Below are 18,218 nucleotides of genomic sequence, written 5' to 3' on the forward strand. Positions count from 1 at the left end.
GCATTGGCAGTTTCGACAGCCGCCGCGGCCGCCTCGCCGAGCGCAATTGCCGCCGCCCGGTCGCCGGGTTACTACGTGCGCCGGCGCCTGTGGCAGAACCGGCCCGCCGTGTTCGGCCTGGCTTTTATTGCCCTCTGCACCCTGGTGGCGCTGCTGGGCTACTGGGTGCTGCCCGACAACTCGCCCAACGCCAACCACGGCTTCGTGCAGATTCAAAAAGAAAGGCCGGCTCTACGCGTGCAGCTGCTGCGCCAGCCGTTGCCCGATTCGGCGCGCAATACCGCCGACCCCGCCAACGTCTTCAGCACCTGGCTCCACGGACGGGAGCCGGAAGTGCAGGAAACCCCTATTGGTGGGTACGAGTTCGCGGGCGACTCCATTATCCTCAAGCCCCTGGGCGCGCACTCGGCCGAGGCGGGCCGGTTCCGGCGCCTGGCCCTGGCTGCCGTGGTGGGGCACCCCGGGCCCCGGGCGGAATTGCAGCGGCTGGTTGAGCAAGGCCACCTCAGCACCCGCACTTACTGGCTCGGTACCGACAAGGCCGGGCGCGACGAGCTGAGCCGGCTGCTGCTAGGCACCCGCATTTCGCTGGGCATCGGGCTGGTGGCAGTGCTCATCTCGCTGGTGCTGGGGATGGCTGTGGGCGCGGTGGCCGGCTATTTTGGCGGCTGGGTCGATTCCATTCTGCTGGGCCTGATGACCGTGGTGTGGAGCATTCCGGGCATTATGCTGGTGATTGCCATTTCGCTGGCGCTCGACAGCAAAGGAGTGTGGGTCAGCTTCGTCGCGGTGGGCCTGACCATGTGGGTCGACGTGGCGCGTGTGGTGCGCGGCCAGATGCTCAGCCTGCGCTCGGCTACGTTCGTGGAAGCCGGGCGGGTGTTGGGGCTGCCCACCCCGCGCCTTATTGCCCGGCACCTGCTGCCCAATATGCGGGGCCCCCTCATTGTGCTGGCCACGAGCAACTTCGCGGCGGCCATTCTGCTCGAGGCGGGGCTGAGCTTTCTCGGGCTCGGGGTGCAGCCGCCGGCGCCTAGTTGGGGGCTCATGGTGAAGGAAGGCTACGACCTGCTGGGCACCGAGGCCGGGCTATGGCTTACGCTCTTGCCCGGGGCCGCCATCTCCCTGCTCGTCCTGAGCTTTAACCTGCTCGGTAATGGTCTGCGCGACGCCTACGACCCTCAAACGCCCATAGCCGCTTAAGTTTGCGGGGCCGAGCACGTGTTTACCCCGCGTTGATTACCTTGCTTTATGCCCTCTGCTCCGACTTCTTCTATTAAACCCGTGGCTCCGTTGGCTGACGAGACCGCTGCCTACACCGAGCAGATAAAGCAGCTCAAGCGCGAACTGTTGCTCAAGCAGTTCGAGCTGGATACTGTTCTGGGGGTGGCCCACGACATGACCACCCGCGACCACACCGTCGACGAGCTCTACCACATGCTCCGCCTCACCCTGCAAGGCCAGCGCAACGTGGTCCAGCTGCTGCTTTTCGCGCGCGAAGAGGAAGGTTTTCGGGCCCGCATTGCGTTGGGCTGCGACCTGATTGAGGCCGAAAAGATGTCGCTTTCCGAGCACCTCCTCGCCGGCGGGGTAACGCAGCCCCAAGCTGTGGAAGACCTGCACCTGGGCTCCGACTGGGACCGGTACGAGCTCGTTATCCCGATTCTGCGGCAGAGCCAAGTCGTTGCCTACGTGTTCGTGGGCGGGTTGCGCAACGATTTCGACCGCCAACAGCTTATTCCTTTCCTGGGCTCGTTGGCTAATACGCTGATTGGGGCCGTGGAAAACCGCCGGCTGCAGGCCCAGCGGGTGGCTGATGCCGCGGTGCGCAAGGAAATTGAAATCGCGCAAGGGGTGCAAGCCCTGCTCTTTCCGCGCCAGCTGCCCAACGACGGCCATTTGGTGATTGAGCGCAGCTACGTGCCGCACACCGAAGTCGGGGGCGATTACTACGATGTGGTGGAGATTGACGCCGACCGTTTGCTGTTGTGCGTGGCCGACGTGAGCGGCAAAGGGGTGCCCGCTTCCCTGCTGATGTCCAACTTCCAGGCCGGGCTGCGCACGCTGCTGCGCCAGGGAGTAGAGTTAGCGACCATTGTGCCCGAGCTCAACCACTTGCTGTTTCGTAATTCCGGGGGCGAGAAGTTCATCACCGCTTTCCTGGGCATCTACGACCGCCGTACGCGCTGTCTCCGCTACGTGAACGCCGGCCATAACGACCCCCTGCTCATTACCGACGACGGGGCCGTGCAAACCCTGACGCACGGCACCGTCATGCTCGGTATTATGGAAGAGCTGCCGCTGCTGCGGGTCGGGGAGGTTGAGATTCCGTCTCACTCGCTGCTGCTGCTCTACACCGACGGACTCACCGAAGTATTCGACGCTGATAACAACGAGTTTGGCGAAGAAGGCGTGCTGGCGGTGCTGCAGCGTAACCGCTACCTGCCGCTGCCCAAGCTGCACCAGGAGCTGCTGAGCAGTATCAATGCCTTTAGCGCCCACAATTCGCAGTTCGCCGACGACGTGACCATTCTCAGTTGCCGGTTTAAGTAATGGAAGTGGACGCGCTAATCGTCGAAATCAAGCAAAAGCTCACGGCAACCTTTGCCAAACTTGACGAATGGTTTGGGGTGTCAGAATCCTTGCGGGCATTCCGGCCCCTAAATGGCGGCTGGACTATTAATGAGATCCTAGAGCACGTAGCGCTGACGAATCATTATTTATTGATTCTTATTAACAAAGCAGCTGCCAAAGCCGCCAAAAACATCAACAATCTGGACTTGGCCACGGAATTGGGCAGCTACCAGTTCGCCAGGGCAAAACTAGACGAGATAGGGCAGCACAAGTCATTTGCGTGGATACGCCCCGAACACATGGAGCCGAAAGGAGCTCAAACTGTTACCGAAGTTTCGCAAACGTTACGTAAGCAGTTGGGGCAATGCGAAGAAATTCTACGTCAATTGCCAAACGGGGAAGGCCTGCTGTATCGCACTACTATGAGCGTGAATGCCTTGGGAAAAATTAACGTGTACGAGCTGGTCTATTTTCTAGCGAAACACGCCGAGCGTCACCTTACCCAGATCGAGCAAGTTGCGGCTGAATACCAGGTGCTAAACCGCTGATTTGACTTTTCCGGGAGTTGTTTCAGGCGCTGCTGTCAGCCACGATTGCCTGAGTCAGATACTGGCCTTTTGCCAACAAGATGGAATCAGTGACAGCACGTATACTATCGAGATACTTCTATGGAAGTGTGCTGCAGTGGAGTTGTCAGAGGCGCAGTTTGTAGCCTTGCGATGTGTGCAGGCGTTAGGGAAGCCCTAGTTATCGGATCGCACCAGATGAGCAATCAGCTTCTCTCTATTGGTTCCGGAATAGGACTCCTTCGGTTAAGCATTTTTATACTGGTGGAATCCGACAAGTAAGCCCTCAAAACAAGCGTTGATCGAATCAGCCTTTCTCAGGTTGTGCCTCTTCCTGTTGTTACGCATAAACTTACCGCCTTCCAGGTTGACCCGCTAAAAATTAATGCACAGAAGGCAGTTTACTACTTATATTTAATTAAAGAATATTATGATTTATTTATAATTTTTTTGATAGATCAGCATAAATTTCTTACAATGTCGGAAATCCGCGCGCGACACAGTTGAACGCTTCAGCATACTCACCCCAAATTTCAGGATGAAACGCTAATTTTTTTATTTATTTAGGATTGAATTACTATTTTAAGTTAGCGAGTGAAATATTTGAAATTGATTATTCAAATCTTGAACTGGTTCATGTGTTAAATAATAGCTTAGCCCCAGCTATACCTTGCTATTAAGCAATTAATTGTCTGCTGAATGAAATTTTTACAAGAGGATAGTTCGTAGCTCCAAAGTTTCGTCCTGTGAGCAAAAATATAATTCCATCCCAATATTTATCAATATCTGCTAGTCTGTGGTCGCCTGCTTCAGACTCATCATCGTCGTTGTAAGCCCGAGCTTATAATAAGGAGCTGTCTTTCAAATAGTTTTCAAGAGACAATTTTCAAGGCCAAGTCTGTTACCGAGGTTTTGTAAATCGGTCCATTATAAGCAGCAATGATCTGAAAGTCCTTAACTACCCAGTTGGCACTTGATTTTAGCTAGGTGAGCGTATTTGCTCCCTCAGGCGCTTCCGCCAGCCACGACTCCGCCCGAATCAGCAAGGCCAGGCACACGAAAAACACTGGGCCAATCTTATCCACTTCCACCAACTCATTAAGGACGAGGTGGAAAATGATGACCACCAGCGAGAACGTCGCCGCCAACACTACGCGCTGCACCTCGGGCTGGTGCCGGGCGCGGTGGTAGAGACTCTCGGCCAACAGCAGGGCCGTGGCAATGAGGATAACAAACAGCAAGAATCCCGGAATGCCTTGCTCGGCCAGCTGTAGTAGAAAGTAGTTGTGAGTAGTAGACTTTTCGGGGTTGTTGCTCACGTAAGTGCGGAAGCTTTTGACCGTGTACCGCTTATACTCGGGGTAAAAAGTAGCCGCGCCGCTGCCCGTCATGGGCTTTTCGGCAATCATGCGGGCGGCCGCCACCCAGCGGTACACCCGCTCCATGCCCGATACGTCTTGCAATTTATAGGTGGCTTCGAGGTGCTTCTCAAAGTTTCCGCCATTGAATACCGTGCGCTCGTAGTTGGGCCGGTATTCCATATACTTATCGTCATTCACGAAGTAACTCACCAGCAGGGTGGTGCCTACAGCGACGACTACTAGCAGCACCCGGGTCAGACGCAGGCGCATGGTCCAGTAAAATAGCCCGGCAATGGGCAGCGAAAGGATGGACGCCCGGGTGTAAGAAGTGAAAAGCGCGAACAGTAAAAGGCCCAGGGCCAGCCGCCACGCCCAGCGAGTACCCGCTTTTTGGGTTGCCCGCAGCGCTAGCCAACCAAACGGTATCAGCAAGGCTAGCATGGTGGCGTAGATAACGTGGTTGCGAAAGAAGGGGTGCAGCGCCAGGTTAATGGTCCCGAAGCTAAAGCCCATAGTCGCGTGGCGGCTGATGACGTAGAGCGCACTTAAGCAGGCGCCCGCCGTGTACCAGGCCGCGAAACGCCAGGTATCGTTGGGCCGCCGGACAATAAGCAGGGTGCCTAACAAAAACGGCGTGATGTACCACACCTTGGCCAGTAGGTACTTAAAGGACTTCAGGGCATCAACCGAGGTTATTATGTTCACTGCGGTCCACAGCAGCATCAGGCCCAGTATCAGCACCAGGGGATGCCCCCATTCGCGGCGCGACAAATGCCCTCTGCGCAGCAGTAAGATGGTCCCCACGCAGCCGGTGAGGGCGAGCATCAGCGGCTCGGAAGGCACATCCATGCTCAAACCGCCGAATAAGCCGATTTCTTCGGTGAAAGGCAGCAGCAGAAACAGCAGATAGTATAGCCACCGCCATTCTATCAGCGCTACCCCTATTCCGATTACCAGCAGGCTCGGCAGCAGCAGTGCCGGCAGCTTAGCCAGTGCTGCTATGGTACCACTGACCAGCAACAGTAGCACAAACCCCATAAAGAGGAGTTGGGCATCATCGAAGGAACGGCGGAGCCGAGCCAGCAGTTGGTTTACGGGCGGGTTCACGCTGGCTGCGCGGCGTCGGGCCGGTTGTGGCGGTAGAACTCTAATAGCGTGATGAAGGCCACGGAGAGCGCAAAAGTCACTAGCATTGAGCCCAGCACGATGAGCGAGCGAAACGGCTTGCTTTTCCGGGTGGCCGGGTAGGCTTTCTGCACCTTGTAGATACTGGAGATACGTCCCTTTAGGGTTAGCTCAGCGCTTTCGTAAGTGGCGCGGGCCGAAACCAGACGGGACCCCAAGTCCGCCACGCGGTTGGCGAACATGTTGAGCGAGTCGGCACCTTGCACGAAACGTTCCAGGTTAATGACGTTGCCGCCGTCGGCCCGGGTGAGGCCCCGCAGGGCGCGTCGGAGCCCAGCGACATCGCCGCCACCGCCCTCGGCCTTGCGCAGGGCTGCTTCAGTTTCTATAATCTGCTTGGCCATGTAGCGGCCCTGCATTTCGAGGCCGTAGATGCCGTAGTGGCGTCGGGCCTTTACTAACTCGCGGCGGCTGCGCTCGAAGTTGGTGTTAAGAAACTCGTAGCGCTTGCGGTGTAGGTCGAGCACGGTGCGGCGGTTTTCAAAGGTCAGCTGTTGGTTCACCGAGTCGATGACGTGGACCATGGCGTTGGCCACGTTCGCCGCGAGGTTTTTATCCTTGTCCATGAATGTCAGCTCAATAGCGTCGCGGTCGTTGTGTACAATACCGAGGTTGTCACTGAACTCCTTCAATACGGCATTGTCGTGGTCGTCGTCGCCGGGCGGGCCGACCTTGTAGTGCCGGTAGAGGTCGAATTTCTTAATTATCAGTTCAGCCACCGGCTGCGACTCGCCAATGCTGATGACCCGGTCCAGGTCTTCGGCCCGGCCACCCAGCTCCAACTTGCCGCGCACCTGCGCATTGTCCTCCAGTAGTCGGTCTGGGTCGGCGGCTTGCGGGTTGGTTGGAATGAAGATAGCCGTGGAGCGGTATATGTTAGGAAGTAACAGCGACACCACCAGGCTAACCAGGGCCGCTAGCCCCACGGCCCAGCCCACAAGGCGTTTCCAGCGGTTGATAATCGGACCCAGGCTCAACAGCGAGAAAGAAGGTACAAACATAGAGAGTAGGAAAGCCAATGGCCGCGGCCAACAATTTAGTTGGCACAAATCGGAAAGCTGGCGGGCAAAGATAACCAGAAAATGGCCTCTTGCGCGGCTGCCCCGGCTTGGTGCGTAGCTTTGCGACTCCCGCGCCCGGCGCTGGCTTGGCCTTATTAGCACTTAACTCTCTCGTCGGCATCAAACGATTTTTTGGTAATATCGGCTTCGTCGTCCTGCTCAACCTGCTGGTAAAACCCGGCTGGGTAGTGGTCGAAAACCTGGTGCAGGACCGGCTCGGCCACGCCACGTTTGGGCTGGTCACGGCGCTGTCGGCGCTCACCTTGGTTGTGGCCGCCCTTTTCGATTTAGGTCTGACGCCCTACTCTGTACGGCGCGTAGCGGCCGAGCCTGGCTTCATGGCAGAAACCTTCCCCACGCTGCTGCCCCTGCGCGGGGCCCTCAATGCCGTGGCCTTAGCGGCCATGCTGGTCGTGGGCTGGGTATTAGGCTACCGTGGCCCCGATCTGGGGCTACTCGCCGCCGTAGGCACCGCCGCGCTACTGGCCCAGTACGGGCAGTTTTTGCGCGGCACGCTACAAGCTCGCCAAAAATTTAACACCGACGCCGTGCTGTCGGTGGTGGAGAAGTTTTTACTGCTGGCCGTGTTGCTGGCTCTGATACCAGCCGGTCTTACGTTGCCGCGCTACGTAGGGGCACGGCTGGGCGCGGCTGCTTTCACCACTGTGCTGCTTTACGGCCTGATGACGCGCTTCTTTGGCCACGTGAAGTACCGCTGGAAAAGCCCCGTAGCCCGTACTGCCTTGCGGGCCGGCTTGCCCTTCGCACTCATGACCCTGCTTTACGGTGTGAACGAGCGCGTCGACATGGTGATGCTCGAACGTCTGGCTTCGCCCACCGAAGCCAGCTACTACGCGGGCGCCTACCGCTGGGTCGATGCCACGATGATGTACGTCTGGACGGTGCTGCCGCTGTTTTTTGCCAAATTCGCCAGCGTACCGCACGAGGCGGCGGCCCAGCGCCAGCTGCTGTGGTTTGGGCAGCGGGTCGTTACCCTGCCGCTGCTGTTCGTAGTGGCTTTTGTGCTGTTTCGGGGCGAGGTGCTGTTCTGGCAGTTCAGCCACAGCAGCCCCACCGAAGTGAGCCGCATGGTTTTGTGCCTGAAAATACTGTTCATCAACGTGCTGATGCATGCCTTCTTCGCCATCTACAGCACGCTGCTCACCAGCACCACCCACGAGCGGGCCGTGAGCTGGCTGGTGGCTGGCAGCATTGCTCTCAACATTGGGCTGAACTTGTTTTTGCTGCCTCGCTACGGGGCGGTGGCCGCTTCGGTCGATACCCTGCTGTGTGCGGTGTTCGTATCGGGAGGCTACCTGGTGCTGGTGTTGCGGCGCACGAAGGTGGGCGTACCCGGCCGCTTGCTGGCCCGGCTGCTGCTGGCCTTCGGGTTGCTGTGCGGGGGATGGTATGTGGTGCAGGTAGGCTTGAATAAAACCCTGAGCTGGTGGGTCGAGGCAGGGCTAATGGCCGGCCTGTTCGGGCTGATAGTGCTGGGCACTGGGCTGGTGCGCAAGAAAGAGCTAAGCCAGTTGCTGCCTAAGGGGAATTAAAAATCAGGAATTAAAAATGAAAAATGAAAAATAGAGCAGCACCTGCTTGACGGAGGATGATTTCCTCTTCATTTTTAATTCTTCATTTTTAATTTTTAATTCTCATTTTGCACATTGCCGTCAACACCCGTTTCCTGCTGCCCGGCGACCACCTGGAGGGCATTGGCCGCTTTAGCTATGAAACGCTGAGCCGGCTGGTGGCCCAACATCCGGAGGTGACGTTTCACTTTCTGTTCGACCGGGCGTACGACGCCCGTTACTTGTTCGGCCCCAACGTGGTGGCGCACGTGCTACTTCCGCCCGCGCGCCACCCCCTGCTGTTCGTGGCCTGGTTTGAAGGCGCGGTGGCCTGGTGGCTGGCCCGGCACCGGCCCGCGGCCTTCCTCAGTCCCGATGGCTTTACAACGCTCAACACCAGTGTACCCCGCGTAACCGTCCTGCATGACCTGGCCTTCGAGCATTTCCCCCTTGATGTCGGCCTGTTGCAGCGCAAGTACTACCACTTCTTTGTGCCCCGCTTCGCTCGGGCTTCGCGGCAAGTAGTAGCCGTATCCGAAGCTACCAAAGCCGATATCGTGCGGACGTACGGCCTGGCGCCCGCAAAAATCAGCGTGGCTTACAACGCGCCGGCCGAGTTATTTAAGCCCCAGCCGACGGCCGTTCAGCAGGAGGTCCGGCGCCGTTTCAGCCAGGGGCGGCCCTACTTCTTATTCGTGGGCGCTTTGCAACCGCGCAAGAACCTGGGCAACCTACTGCGGGCTTTCGATGCTTTCAAGGCCGCCGGGGGGGCGGCCGTGGCCGAGGCGCAGCTGCTCATCGTGGGGCGCAAGGCCTGGAAAGCCGGTCCCATTCTCACGACCTACCAACAGATGCGCCACCAGTCGGCGGTGCATTTCACGGGGCGCGTCGTCGACCAGGAGCTGGCCGGGCTCTACGCCGCGGCCCGGGCCACGGTGTACGTGCCGTACTTCGAAGGCTTCGGCATTCCCATCGTCGAGGCTCAGGCCAGTGGGTGCCCCGTGCTCACGGCCAATACGAGTTCCATGCCGGAAGTAGCGGGGGAGGGTGGGGCCGTGTTGGTCGACCCCTTCGCGGTTGACAGCATCACGGCCGGCCTCACTAGCCTCTGGCACGACGACGCCCTGCGCCAGCAGCTCATAGCCTGCGGCCACCAGAACCTCAGCCGCTTTTCGTGGGAGCGCAGCGCCGAGGTTTTGTGGACGGCTATATTGAGTGCAATGAGTGAGGAGAGATGAGCAGGACGTGCGCCTGGCTCATTCTTCATTCCGTATTCTTTCATGAAGCAAAGCGTGCCGTTACTTTTGCCTAGCTATGGCTCGTTCGCACCCGTATAACTTCGCTCATGTGCTGCTGCCGCAGTTGGCCTGGCGCCGGCCGTCGGCGGTGCGCCGGGAGTTGAGCGACCCCTACCTGGCCCGGGAGCTGTTGCAATACATTTGGGAAAAGGCAGCCGAGAACCTACCCGCCGCCGAGACCGTGCCCCCTAAGGGCCTGCGCCTGAGCTGGCACGAGGTAGCCGGTCGCGTCACGGCCCTGTTTCACCTGCCGCTCCCCCAGGCCACCATGGAAGCGTATTACTCGGCCCTCGTGTACGAAGAAGAAGAGCCCCTCGAAACCGAAGCCGAAGAAGCCCGCCCCCGCTACTTTACCCTGGAAGCTACGCTGGGGCTGAGTGGCCCCGCCGGCACCCCGACGATGATAGGAGAGTGGGCTGGCGAAGTGCACCGCCACCTGGGCCGCGGCCCAGGTGGGGGGCAGCCCGGTACGGCCGCCGCCTTTCTCGAAATCCTGGCGTCGGTGCTCGGGCCCCTGCCCGACCCCGGAGTGCCGTTTATGCGCGTGGTACGCTCCTGATGCCGATGGGTACCTGGCTTGATGCGGCCCTACTCACCCGCCCGCCCCGGCTGCTGCACACGCTAATGCCGGGCTGCGAATGGACTGGCCCGCGCAGCACGCCGGCCGGTATACCGGTGCTGTACCTCACCTTCGACGACGGCCCCATCCCGGAAGAAACACCCTGGGTGCTGGAGCAACTGGCCCTCTTTCAAGCCAAGGCCACGTTTTTTTGCGTGGGCGAGAACCTGGAGCGGTTCCCGGACATTGCGCAGGCGGCCCTGGCTGCGGGGCATCGGCTGGGCAACCACACCCACCGGCACCGCAGCGCCTGGGCCACGTCCCGGCCCGAGTACCTGGCGGGCGTGGCGGCTTGCCAGGCGGTATTGGTTGAGGACGCCCTGGTCGGGCAGCGCATTGGCGAGCCCTCAGAAATGCTTTTTCGCCCGCCGTACGGCCGGCTAACCTGGCCCCTGCTGAGGGCCCTGCGGCCGGCGTTTCGGGTGGTGATGTGGTCGGTGCTCACCCGGGATTATGACCCCGACTTAAGCCCCGAAAGCTGCCTGCGGCTCACGCTGGCGGCGGTGAGGCCGGGCGACATTATCGTGTTTCACGACAGCCACAAGGCCAGCGCCCGGCTGCGGTTCGTGTTGCCGCGGCTGCTGGCGCATTTTGCCGAGCGGGGGTTTCAGTTTTCGACGCTGTGAGCGGCCTGCTGCTAAGCTTTCTGGGGCTCTGGCTGCTGGGCCTGGCTTATGCCGCCGGGTGCTTAGCCACCCGACGCGGGGCCCCGCCGGCGGGGCCGCTGCCGACGCCGCTGCCGCGAGTGAGCGTGCTCATTGCGGCCCGCGACGAAGAAGCGGCGCTGCCCCGCTGCCTGGCCAGCCTGCGGGCCTTGCAGTACCCACCGGAACTGATAGAAGTTCTGGTGGGCGACGACGCCAGCACCGATGCTACCGCCGCCGTAGCGGCGGCGGCCATGCAAGGGTATGGAGGGCAGTTCCAGGTGCTGGCCATTACCGAAACCCGGGGCCGGGCCCGCGGCAAGGCCAACGTGTTGGCGCACCTGGCCCGCCAGGCCACCACTGACTTTTTCTTCATCACCGATGCCGACATCAGCCTGCCCGCTACCTGGATTACGGCCCTGCTGGCGCACGCCGCCCCCGGGGTGGGCACCGTCACGGGCATTACGACGGTGCGCGGGCCGCGGCTGCTGCATCGGCTGCAGGGCATCGACTGGCTGCTCTCGCTTGGCCTGGTGCAGGTGGTGAGTGACCTGGGCCGGCCCGTCACGGCCATGGGCAACAACATGCTGGTGACGCGTACCGCCTACGAGGCCACGGGTGGCTACGAGGAGCTACCTTTTTCCGTGACCGAAGACTTTGTCCTGTTTCAGGCCGTGCTGGCGCGCGGCTACGGCTTTCGGCAGGTATTTACGTCGGCAGTGCGGGCCGATTCGCTGCCCATTGCTAGTTGGCCGGCCCTGCTGAGACAGCGCCGCCGCTGGCTGCGCGGCGTGGCGTTGCTGCCCCTACGCCTGCGGCTGGAGCTGTTGTTTTTCAGCAGCTTCTGGCCGGCGCTGCTGGGGCTGGGGCTGGTAGCCGGACCGGCCGTCGCCCTGGGGGTGTGGGGGCTGAAGATGCTCGTCCAGGGCGGACTGGCTTATGCGGCGCACCGCCGGGCGGGGCTGCGGCTGCCGTGGCACTTGCTGCCCGCGTTCGAATTATACACGCTGGCCATGACCCTCAGCATCTTTGCGTTCCAGGTGTTTGGCGGAGCCGTGGTGTGGAAGGGCCGGCGCTACGACTGAGTATGGTGCCGGCGGTGTTTCAAGGGTGTTATTTGAAAACGGTATGTATTCACTATGAGGGATAAAGACTTCAACCAACTTATTCAGGACAAGCTAATTGGGTTGGACCATGTTTCCGAAGTAGAGTGGAACGAGGCCATACCTGGGACCGGCGGCAGCCCTGGCTGCGAGCAGGCCATTTCGGCTGAGCCCGCTTTCTGCCGACGGTAGGGCTACTAGGCGCGCTGGGCTGCGCCATTTGGCTATGGCACGATTCCCTAGCTCAAAAAGACCTATCAGCAACATTCCCGCAAAGCCCCGGCTCCTGTGCATTTTACGGCGGCGGTTGGCCCGGTAAATAAGGATTTAGCCCGGAAAATGCTTGTTTCCGCCGCGCTCACGCCGACCTTTGCGCCACCATGCACCTCACCGATTCTCACGCTCACCTCTACGCTGAACAGTTTAAACGCGACCGGCCCGAGGCGCTGCGCCGCGCTCAGGACGTCGGCGTGCGAACCATCGTGATGCCCAACATCGACCATTCCAGCATCGACGCCATGCTGGAGCTCGAAGCGCAGGCCCCGGAAACTTGCTTCGCGATGATGGGCCTGCACCCGTGCTCGGTCACGCGCCGCTTCGAGCAGGATTTGTACGAGGTGGAAGCCTGGCTGGGCCGCCGGCCCTTTGCCGCCGTGGGGGAGGCCGGACTGGACTTACACTGGGATAAAACCCGGCTGGCCGAGCAGCAGGAGGCGCTCAAGATTCAGCTGGAGCTGGCCAAGCGGCACCAACTGCCCATCGTGCTGCACACCCGCGAGGCTTTCGCCGAAACCGTCGCCCTGGTAGAAGCGGCGCAGGATGGCACCCTGCGCGGGGTGTTTCACTGCTTTTCGGGTACGCCCCAGGAAGCCGAGCAGGTCATCAAGCTGGGCTTTCTGCTGGGCATTGGTGGGGTCGCCACCTTCAAAAACGGGGGGGCTGACGAAGTACTGCCCGGCCTCGACTTGCAGCACTTGCTGCTGGAAACCGACTGCCCCTACCTGGCCCCCGTGCCGCACCGGGGCCAGCGCAACGAGCCGGCCTACCTGCCGCTGGTGCTACACCGGGTGGCCGAGCTGCTCGGCAAGGACCCAGCCGAAGTAGCCGCTGCCACTACCCGCAACGCGGCGGAGCTGTTCAAGCTGTAAGCTTCTTCATAATGCTGGGCCAAGTGGGTGAACTCGGGTCATGTCTCGTCGGTGGATGAATCGTTCGAACAACTCATACTGCGCAGATTAAACGACCTCACCGGTTACCTCACCTCCGCCCCGCGGGAGAGGAGCGGGGCTGCCGGCACGGTTACTTCGGGCTCACTCAAGGAATCAGCAAAACCTTGCCGGTGCTCTGTCGGCTTTCGAGGTAGCGGTGCGCCGCCGCGCCATCGGCCAGGGCAAACTGGCGAGCGATGTGAACTTGCAACTGCCCCGCAGCCACTAGCTCGAACAGGACGGTAGCCCGGTGCTGGCGCTCCTGTGCCGAATCCAGATAGTTCCACAAGTCGCCTCCAGTTAGGGTTTTGGATGCATCCATCAGGTAGCGCGGGTCGACGGGGGCGGGGCTGCCGCCGGCCATGCCGTAGAACACCACCGTGCCGCGTGTTTTCACGGCTTCCAGGCTTTGGGGCAGGGTGCTGCCTACACTGTCGTAGATGGCATCGGGACCACCGCCGGCGGTGTGAGCGCGCAGTTGGGACACCCAATCGTCGGCGTAGAGAAACACGGCTTCGGCCCCGAGCTGGCGGGCTACTTCGGCTTTCTCAGGCGAGGAAGTGAGACCCAGCACCCGGCCACCGCGCTGGCGCACTAGTTGGGTCAATAATTGGCCCACGCCGCCGGCTACGGCGTGCACCGCCACCACGTCGCCGGGTTTTACAGGGTAGCTATCGTGGCTGAGGTAGTGGGCCGTTAGGCCTTGTAGCAACAGGGCCGCGCCAAGCTCAAACGAAATTGTGGCGGGCAGCGGAATGATTTTATCAGCCGGGGCAGCCACCAGCTCAGCATTGGCAAAGGGTACGTCGGCGAAGGCCACCCGGTCGCCGACTTTAAGAACTGGTACGGCGTCTCCCACCGCTTCGATGGTTCCCGACCCTTCGTAGCCGGCAATGAATGGCGGCTGTCCCAGCAAGTGGTAGTGGCCCTGGCGACGGTACACATCAGCGAAATTTAAGCCAATGGCGCGCGTACGTACCAACACTTCGCCCCGGTCAGGAGCTGTTGGGGCGGGCACATCGCCGTAGTACAGCACGTCGGGCCCGCCGAAGGTATCGAAACAGAGAGCTTTCATAACAGAGAAAGGGAGCTAAATATGGCGCAAGTTCGGTCTACGGCAGGTAGTGGCGGGCTTTTGCGGCGCGCGGAGGCATTTTAGCCGAAAGCAACGTCGCCGCAAAGCGCCGGAACGACCACCGGCAATAATACACCGGTTTGTAACTGGGCACCACTAACCCGGCCAGCCCAGCGCGAGCAGGGGGTGAGGCCGGGCCTTGAGTTGAGCGCATCAGTTAGCACAAAGCTGTTTGGCGAGCCATGAGCGTAAGGCCAGGTCGGGAAACTTCGGTGGTTCATCAGTTGCTTTCGAAGCTTCAGTCACACAAAATGGGACCCCGGTAGGGTTACCAGCCACCTTTGGATCAGTGCTTACCTGCTGGTCCTTATGAAAACATTCCTACTCTCGCTGCTTTTGCTGGCCGCTACGGCGGCCACTGCTCAAACCGCCCCCGTATCTACCCGCTTTTCCGGTACTGTGCGCGACGCCGCGGGCCAGCCCCTGCCGGGCGTGAACGTGTTCCTGAAAACAACTTTCGACGGGGCCAGCACCGATTCCCTGGGCCGGTTTGACTTCCGCACCGACCACCCGGCCGGCTCGCTGACGCTGGTGGTAAGCTTCGTCGGCTATGAGCCGCTGGAACTGCCCGTGACGCTGGGCCAGGGCGCTATCACGCTGCCCAACCTCCGGCTCAAAGCCAGCCGGGCCGCCCTCAGCGACGTGGTGGTGACGGCTGGGGCCTTCGAGGCCAGCGACGAGAAGCGCGGCAGCGTGCTCAAGCCGCTTGACATCGTAACCACGGCCGGGGCGCTGGGCGACGTAGCCGGGGCCTTGAATGCCCTGCCCGGCACCACGCGGGTGGGGGAGGAGGGCCGGCTATTCGTGCGCGGCGGGGCTGCCTCGGAAACCAAGTACTACCTCGACGGCCTGCCCGTGCAAACGCCCTACGCGGGCTCGGTGCCCAACGTGGCGGCCCGGGGGCGGTTTTCGCCTTTTCTATTCAAGGGCCTGGTGTTCAGCACGGGCGGCTACTCGGCCGAGTACGGGCAGGCGCTGAGTGCAGTGGTTGTGCAAAACTCGACCGACCTGGCGCCGGAAACGCAGACCGGGCTTTCGCTGATGGCCGTGGGCGGCAGCGCGTCGCGCACCAAGCGCTGGGATCGGACTTCGTTGGCGGTCTCGGCAGATTACACCAACCTGGCGCCTTACTATCATCTGGTGCCGCAAAGCCTGGGCTGGGAGCAGGCCCCCCTCGTCTTGGGCGGCTCGCTGAAGCTGGCCCACCGCACCGGCGCGGCCGGCATGCTCAAGCTCTACGGCACCTACAGCCGCCAGCGCCTGGCCCTGCGCCAGCCCGATGCCAACCCCGAGTTTGCCACCACCGGCCACCGCATTGGTCTGGCCAACGACAACGCCTACCTCAACGCCACCTACCGCACGCCGCTCAACGGGGGCTGGAGCCTGAACACCGGCCTGGCCCTGACCCAGGACGACAACACCATACACCCTGACGGGCAGACCGTGCGCGACCTTGACCAGTCGGCCGTGGCCCGCGTGGTGCTCACCAACGACTCGGCCGGCACCTGGTTCAACCTGAAAATGGGGGTGGAAGGCTACGCCCAGCGTTATCGCCAGCACTACCAGGCCGCCGTTGGAGCCCCGCTGCGGGCCCTGGGGCTGGATGAGCAGCGGGGGGCCGGCTTCCTCGAAAGCGAGCTGCTGCTGACCAACCGGCTGGCCGGCCGGGCGGGGCTGCGGACCGAGTATTCGGCCCTGCTGGGCCGCTGGAACGCGGCGCCGCGCCTCGGCCTGGCCTACAAAACCGGGGCTAACAGCCAGCTTTCCGCCGCCTGGGGCTGGTTTTATCAGACCCCCACCACCGACCTGCTCCGCGTCAGCCCATCCCTGCGGTTCGAGCGGGCCGCGCACTACCTGCTCACCTACCAGCGCCTGGTGAAGAACCGCACGCTGCGGGCTGAAGTGTACCAGAAGGACTACACCCAGCTCACCACCTACGACCCCAACAATGTATTCAACCCCAGTGCTTATCAGAATGCCGGCCGCGGCTACGCCTGGGGGCTCGACGTGCTGTTCCGGGACCGCACCACCTTCAGAATGGCTGATTACTGGGTGAGCTACGGCTACCTCGATACGCGCCGGCAGTTCCGGGCCGACCCGGTGCCGGCCGTGCCTACCTTCGCCGCCCGGCACAACCTGAGCGTGGTAGGCAAATATTACGTGCGGCAGCTCCACACCCAGTTTGGCTTCACCTACAGCTACGGCAGCGGCCGCCCCTACCACGACCCCAACCAGCCCGGCTACAACCAAAGCACCCTGCCCAGCTACCAGGATCTGAGCCTGAACGCGAGCTACCTCACTCACTGGTTCGGGCAGTTCACCATCGTCTACGTATCGGCCTCCAACGTGCTGGGGCGCAATAATATCTACGGCTACAACTACGCCAGCACCGCCGATGCCAGCGGCCAGTTCCCCCGCGTGGCCGTGCTGCCACCCGCTCCCCGGATGCTGTTCGTAGGCGTGTTCATCTCGATCAACAAAACGACGAAGGTGGATTTAAATGCGCGGCCGGATTGAGGTAAACCGCTGGGTACTATATATGCTGCTTGTTCGGTCTTTTAAGCTCTAGTGAGCAGCATCAACTATTCCAAATAGTGGTGCGTAGTTTCGCAGCTGACCTGATTGGCTCCGTTTTTATCTTGCTCTCATATGATAAGTCGTCACGAATTTCCCTATCTGCAATCCCTTATTATCGATGATGCCTACGCCGTCAAAAACCTGACCGTGCCGGTATTTCAGGAAGGAGGGGAGTTTAAACATTTAATTCTGACGGGGCGGAATGGGTCGGGGAAGACGACGGTATTAAAAGGATTAGTAGAGGTATTGCGTCACGATTCTACTAATGGGGAAATAGCTAGATACGTAGTTCCCCGACTAAGAAATGCTATCTCAGATGGAGATAGTGCACAATCAATCATCGAAAGCTGGCAAAGAGCAGTTGATAAACTAGGTACAGTTGAAGCGCTATTTACTAACAATAGAAATAGTCCTTATGCTGGATTCGCTAGGGTTTATACTCAAATTATCATTGCATTCTTTGAGGCAACTCGTAAAGTCCAGGTTAAGGACGTAGCAACAATTGCGCGTGAAGACGAACTAGAAAAACAGCTTTTACAGCCTCAACCTAATCAGTCCCCTGCCGAATATTTCAAGCAATACCTTGTCAACAAAAAAGTCTTCCAAGTCTTTGACACAATGGAAGGCAATTCCGAAGGTGCAAAACAACAGGAGCAATTTTTTGCCAAGCTCGAAGAAACCCTAGCTAAAATATTTGAAGACCCCGGTACCAAACTCGAATTCGTTCGCGAGAGCTTCGAGTTCTATATCAACCTTTCCGATGGTCGGCGCTTCACCTTCAACCAGCTTTCCGCGGGCTTCTCGGCTTTTCTCAGTATTCTCACCGAGTTGCTGATGCGCACCGACCTGCTGCGCAAGCAGGCCAACGACTACACCTACGACCCCTGCGGCTTCGTACTGATTGACGAGCCCGAAACGCACCTGCACCTGGAAATGCAGTACCAGATATTGCCGCTACTCACGGAGCTGTTTCCTAATCTGCAGTTCATTGTCGCCACGCACTCCCCGGCCGTTGCGTCCAGCATCAAAAATGCCACGGTATTTGACTTAAGTACGGGGCAGGCCACCGGCGACCAAGCCGCGGGCAGTAGCTATTCGGAGCTGATGCAAACGCATTTTGGCGTCGAAAATGAGTACTCCAACGTGGCCGATGCTATCATCAAGCGCATCAACGAACTGGCTCAGTTGCCCGACAAGGCCGACGCTCGCCGACAGCTTCAGGCATTACTGGTAAGCGAAGGCCGGTATATGTCACCGGCTTTGCGGCTAGAGGTCGAAGCTCAGCTCATCGGACTAGAGGTCGAAGAATAAGCCGC

14 protein-coding genes and 1 pseudogene are annotated in these 18,218 nt (G+C 60.2%); 11 read left to right on the plus strand and 4 right to left on the minus strand.

Annotated elements, in window-relative coordinates:
- Positions 1 to 3 precede the first annotated feature (3 nt).
- The 3 genes from IC235_RS12045 to IC235_RS12055 are packed head-to-tail and all read left to right on the plus strand — an operon-like array spanning position 4 to position 3,122.
- On the plus strand, positions 4 to 1,203 hold the full coding sequence (locus tag IC235_RS12045) for an ABC transporter permease (RefSeq protein WP_223847248.1): 1,200 nt from the start codon (positions 4 to 6) through the stop codon (positions 1,201 to 1,203).
- Between the two features lie 48 nt (positions 1,204 to 1,251).
- Positions 1,252 to 2,553, plus strand: a complete 1,302-nt coding sequence (locus tag IC235_RS12050) for a PP2C family protein-serine/threonine phosphatase (protein WP_191005428.1) — start codon at positions 1,252 to 1,254, stop codon at positions 2,551 to 2,553.
- Complete coding sequence (locus IC235_RS12055) at positions 2,553 to 3,122, plus strand: DinB family protein (protein ID WP_191005429.1); 570 nt, start codon at positions 2,553 to 2,555, stop codon at positions 3,120 to 3,122. The genes IC235_RS12050 and IC235_RS12055 overlap by 1 nt, the downstream gene beginning before the upstream one ends.
- Before the next feature lie 694 nt (positions 3,123 to 3,816).
- Here the strand turns inward: IC235_RS12055 and IC235_RS22830 are convergent.
- The 3 genes and pseudogenes from IC235_RS22830 to IC235_RS12070 form a co-directional block, all read right to left on the minus strand.
- Positions 3,817 to 3,948 (minus strand): annotated as a pseudogene (locus tag IC235_RS22830) (DUF1877 family protein); the annotation flags it as partial.
- 175 nt (positions 3,949 to 4,123) lie between these two features.
- Positions 4,124 to 5,608, minus strand: coding sequence for an O-antigen ligase family protein (locus IC235_RS22635; RefSeq protein WP_191005430.1), 1,485 nt, complete (start codon positions 5,606 to 5,608; stop codon positions 4,124 to 4,126).
- Positions 5,605 to 6,687, minus strand: a complete 1,083-nt coding sequence (locus IC235_RS12070; protein ID WP_191005431.1) for a GumC domain-containing protein — start codon at positions 6,685 to 6,687, stop codon at positions 5,605 to 5,607. Before IC235_RS12070 ends, IC235_RS22635 begins: the two co-directional genes overlap by 4 nt.
- 110 nt (positions 6,688 to 6,797) lie before the next feature.
- Here IC235_RS12070 and IC235_RS12075 point away from each other — a divergent pair, with 110 nt between their 5' ends.
- From IC235_RS12075 to IC235_RS12100, 6 genes are all read left to right on the plus strand, one after another.
- Entirely contained in the window at positions 6,798 to 8,300 is a 1,503-nt protein-coding gene (locus IC235_RS12075) for an oligosaccharide flippase family protein (protein WP_191005432.1), read from the plus strand.
- 107 nt (positions 8,301 to 8,407) lie between these two features.
- Positions 8,408 to 9,556 (plus strand): glycosyltransferase family 4 protein, encoded by a 1,149-nt coding sequence (locus tag IC235_RS12080; protein WP_191005433.1) that lies wholly within the window; start codon positions 8,408 to 8,410, stop codon positions 9,554 to 9,556.
- Positions 9,557 to 9,632: 76 nt separating this feature from the next.
- Positions 9,633 to 10,175 carry a hypothetical protein gene (locus IC235_RS12085; protein ID WP_191005434.1) on the plus strand — a complete coding sequence of 181 codons (543 nt, stop codon included), beginning with the start codon at positions 9,633 to 9,635 and terminating at the stop codon, positions 10,173 to 10,175.
- 5 nt (positions 10,176 to 10,180) lie between these two features.
- Positions 10,181 to 10,861 carry a polysaccharide deacetylase family protein gene (locus IC235_RS12090; RefSeq protein WP_223847249.1) on the plus strand — a complete coding sequence of 227 codons (681 nt, stop codon included), beginning with the start codon at positions 10,181 to 10,183 and terminating at the stop codon, positions 10,859 to 10,861.
- Positions 10,858 to 11,964 carry a glycosyltransferase gene (locus IC235_RS12095; protein ID WP_191005435.1) on the plus strand — a complete coding sequence of 369 codons (1,107 nt, stop codon included), beginning with the start codon at positions 10,858 to 10,860 and terminating at the stop codon, positions 11,962 to 11,964. The genes IC235_RS12090 and IC235_RS12095 overlap by 4 nt, the downstream gene beginning before the upstream one ends.
- Positions 11,965 to 12,362: 398 nt before the next feature.
- A complete protein-coding gene (locus IC235_RS12100; RefSeq protein ID WP_191005436.1) occupies positions 12,363 to 13,130 on the plus strand; it encodes a TatD family hydrolase in 768 nt (255 codons plus the stop codon).
- A 166-nt stretch (positions 13,131 to 13,296) separates the two neighbouring features.
- Here IC235_RS12100 and IC235_RS12105 read toward each other — a convergent pair whose 3' ends face one another.
- Entirely contained in the window at positions 13,297 to 14,265 is a 969-nt protein-coding gene (locus tag IC235_RS12105) for a quinone oxidoreductase family protein (RefSeq protein WP_191005437.1), read from the minus strand.
- Between the two features lie 369 nt (positions 14,266 to 14,634).
- Between IC235_RS12105 and IC235_RS12110 the strand changes: the two genes are divergently transcribed.
- Positions 14,635 to 16,842 carry a TonB-dependent receptor gene (locus IC235_RS12110; protein WP_191005438.1) on the plus strand — a complete coding sequence of 736 codons (2,208 nt, stop codon included), beginning with the start codon at positions 14,635 to 14,637 and terminating at the stop codon, positions 16,840 to 16,842.
- Positions 16,843 to 16,974: 132 nt separating this feature from the next.
- Positions 16,975 to 18,213, plus strand: coding sequence for an AAA family ATPase (locus tag IC235_RS12115; RefSeq protein WP_191005439.1), 1,239 nt, complete (start codon positions 16,975 to 16,977; stop codon positions 18,211 to 18,213).
- The last annotated feature ends 5 nt before the right edge of the window (positions 18,214 to 18,218 follow it).

The organism is Hymenobacter montanus, assembly GCF_014699115.1.
Lineage (GTDB): Bacteria > Bacteroidota > Bacteroidia > Cytophagales > Hymenobacteraceae > Hymenobacter > Hymenobacter montanus.

Coding starts and splice junctions, on each gene's coding strand:
- IC235_RS12090 (WP_223847249.1), top strand. CDS start 10,181: ATGGGTACCTGGCTTGATGCGGCCCTACTCACCCGCCCGCCCCGGCTG.
- IC235_RS12050 (WP_191005428.1), top strand. CDS start 1,252: ATGCCCTCTGCTCCGACTTCTTCTATTAAACCCGTGGCTCCGTTGGCT.
- IC235_RS12105 (WP_191005437.1), bottom strand. CDS start 14,265: ATGAAAGCTCTCTGTTTCGATACCTTCGGCGGGCCCGACGTGCTGTAC.
- IC235_RS12085 (WP_191005434.1), top strand. CDS start 9,633: ATGGCTCGTTCGCACCCGTATAACTTCGCTCATGTGCTGCTGCCGCAG.
- IC235_RS12100 (WP_191005436.1), top strand. CDS start 12,363: ATGCACCTCACCGATTCTCACGCTCACCTCTACGCTGAACAGTTTAAA.
- IC235_RS12115 (WP_191005439.1), top strand. CDS start 16,975: ATGATAAGTCGTCACGAATTTCCCTATCTGCAATCCCTTATTATCGAT.
- IC235_RS12055 (WP_191005429.1), top strand. CDS start 2,553: ATGGAAGTGGACGCGCTAATCGTCGAAATCAAGCAAAAGCTCACGGCA.
- IC235_RS12070 (WP_191005431.1), bottom strand. CDS start 6,687: ATGTTTGTACCTTCTTTCTCGCTGTTGAGCCTGGGTCCGATTATCAAC.
- IC235_RS12110 (WP_191005438.1), top strand. CDS start 14,635: ATGAAAACATTCCTACTCTCGCTGCTTTTGCTGGCCGCTACGGCGGCC.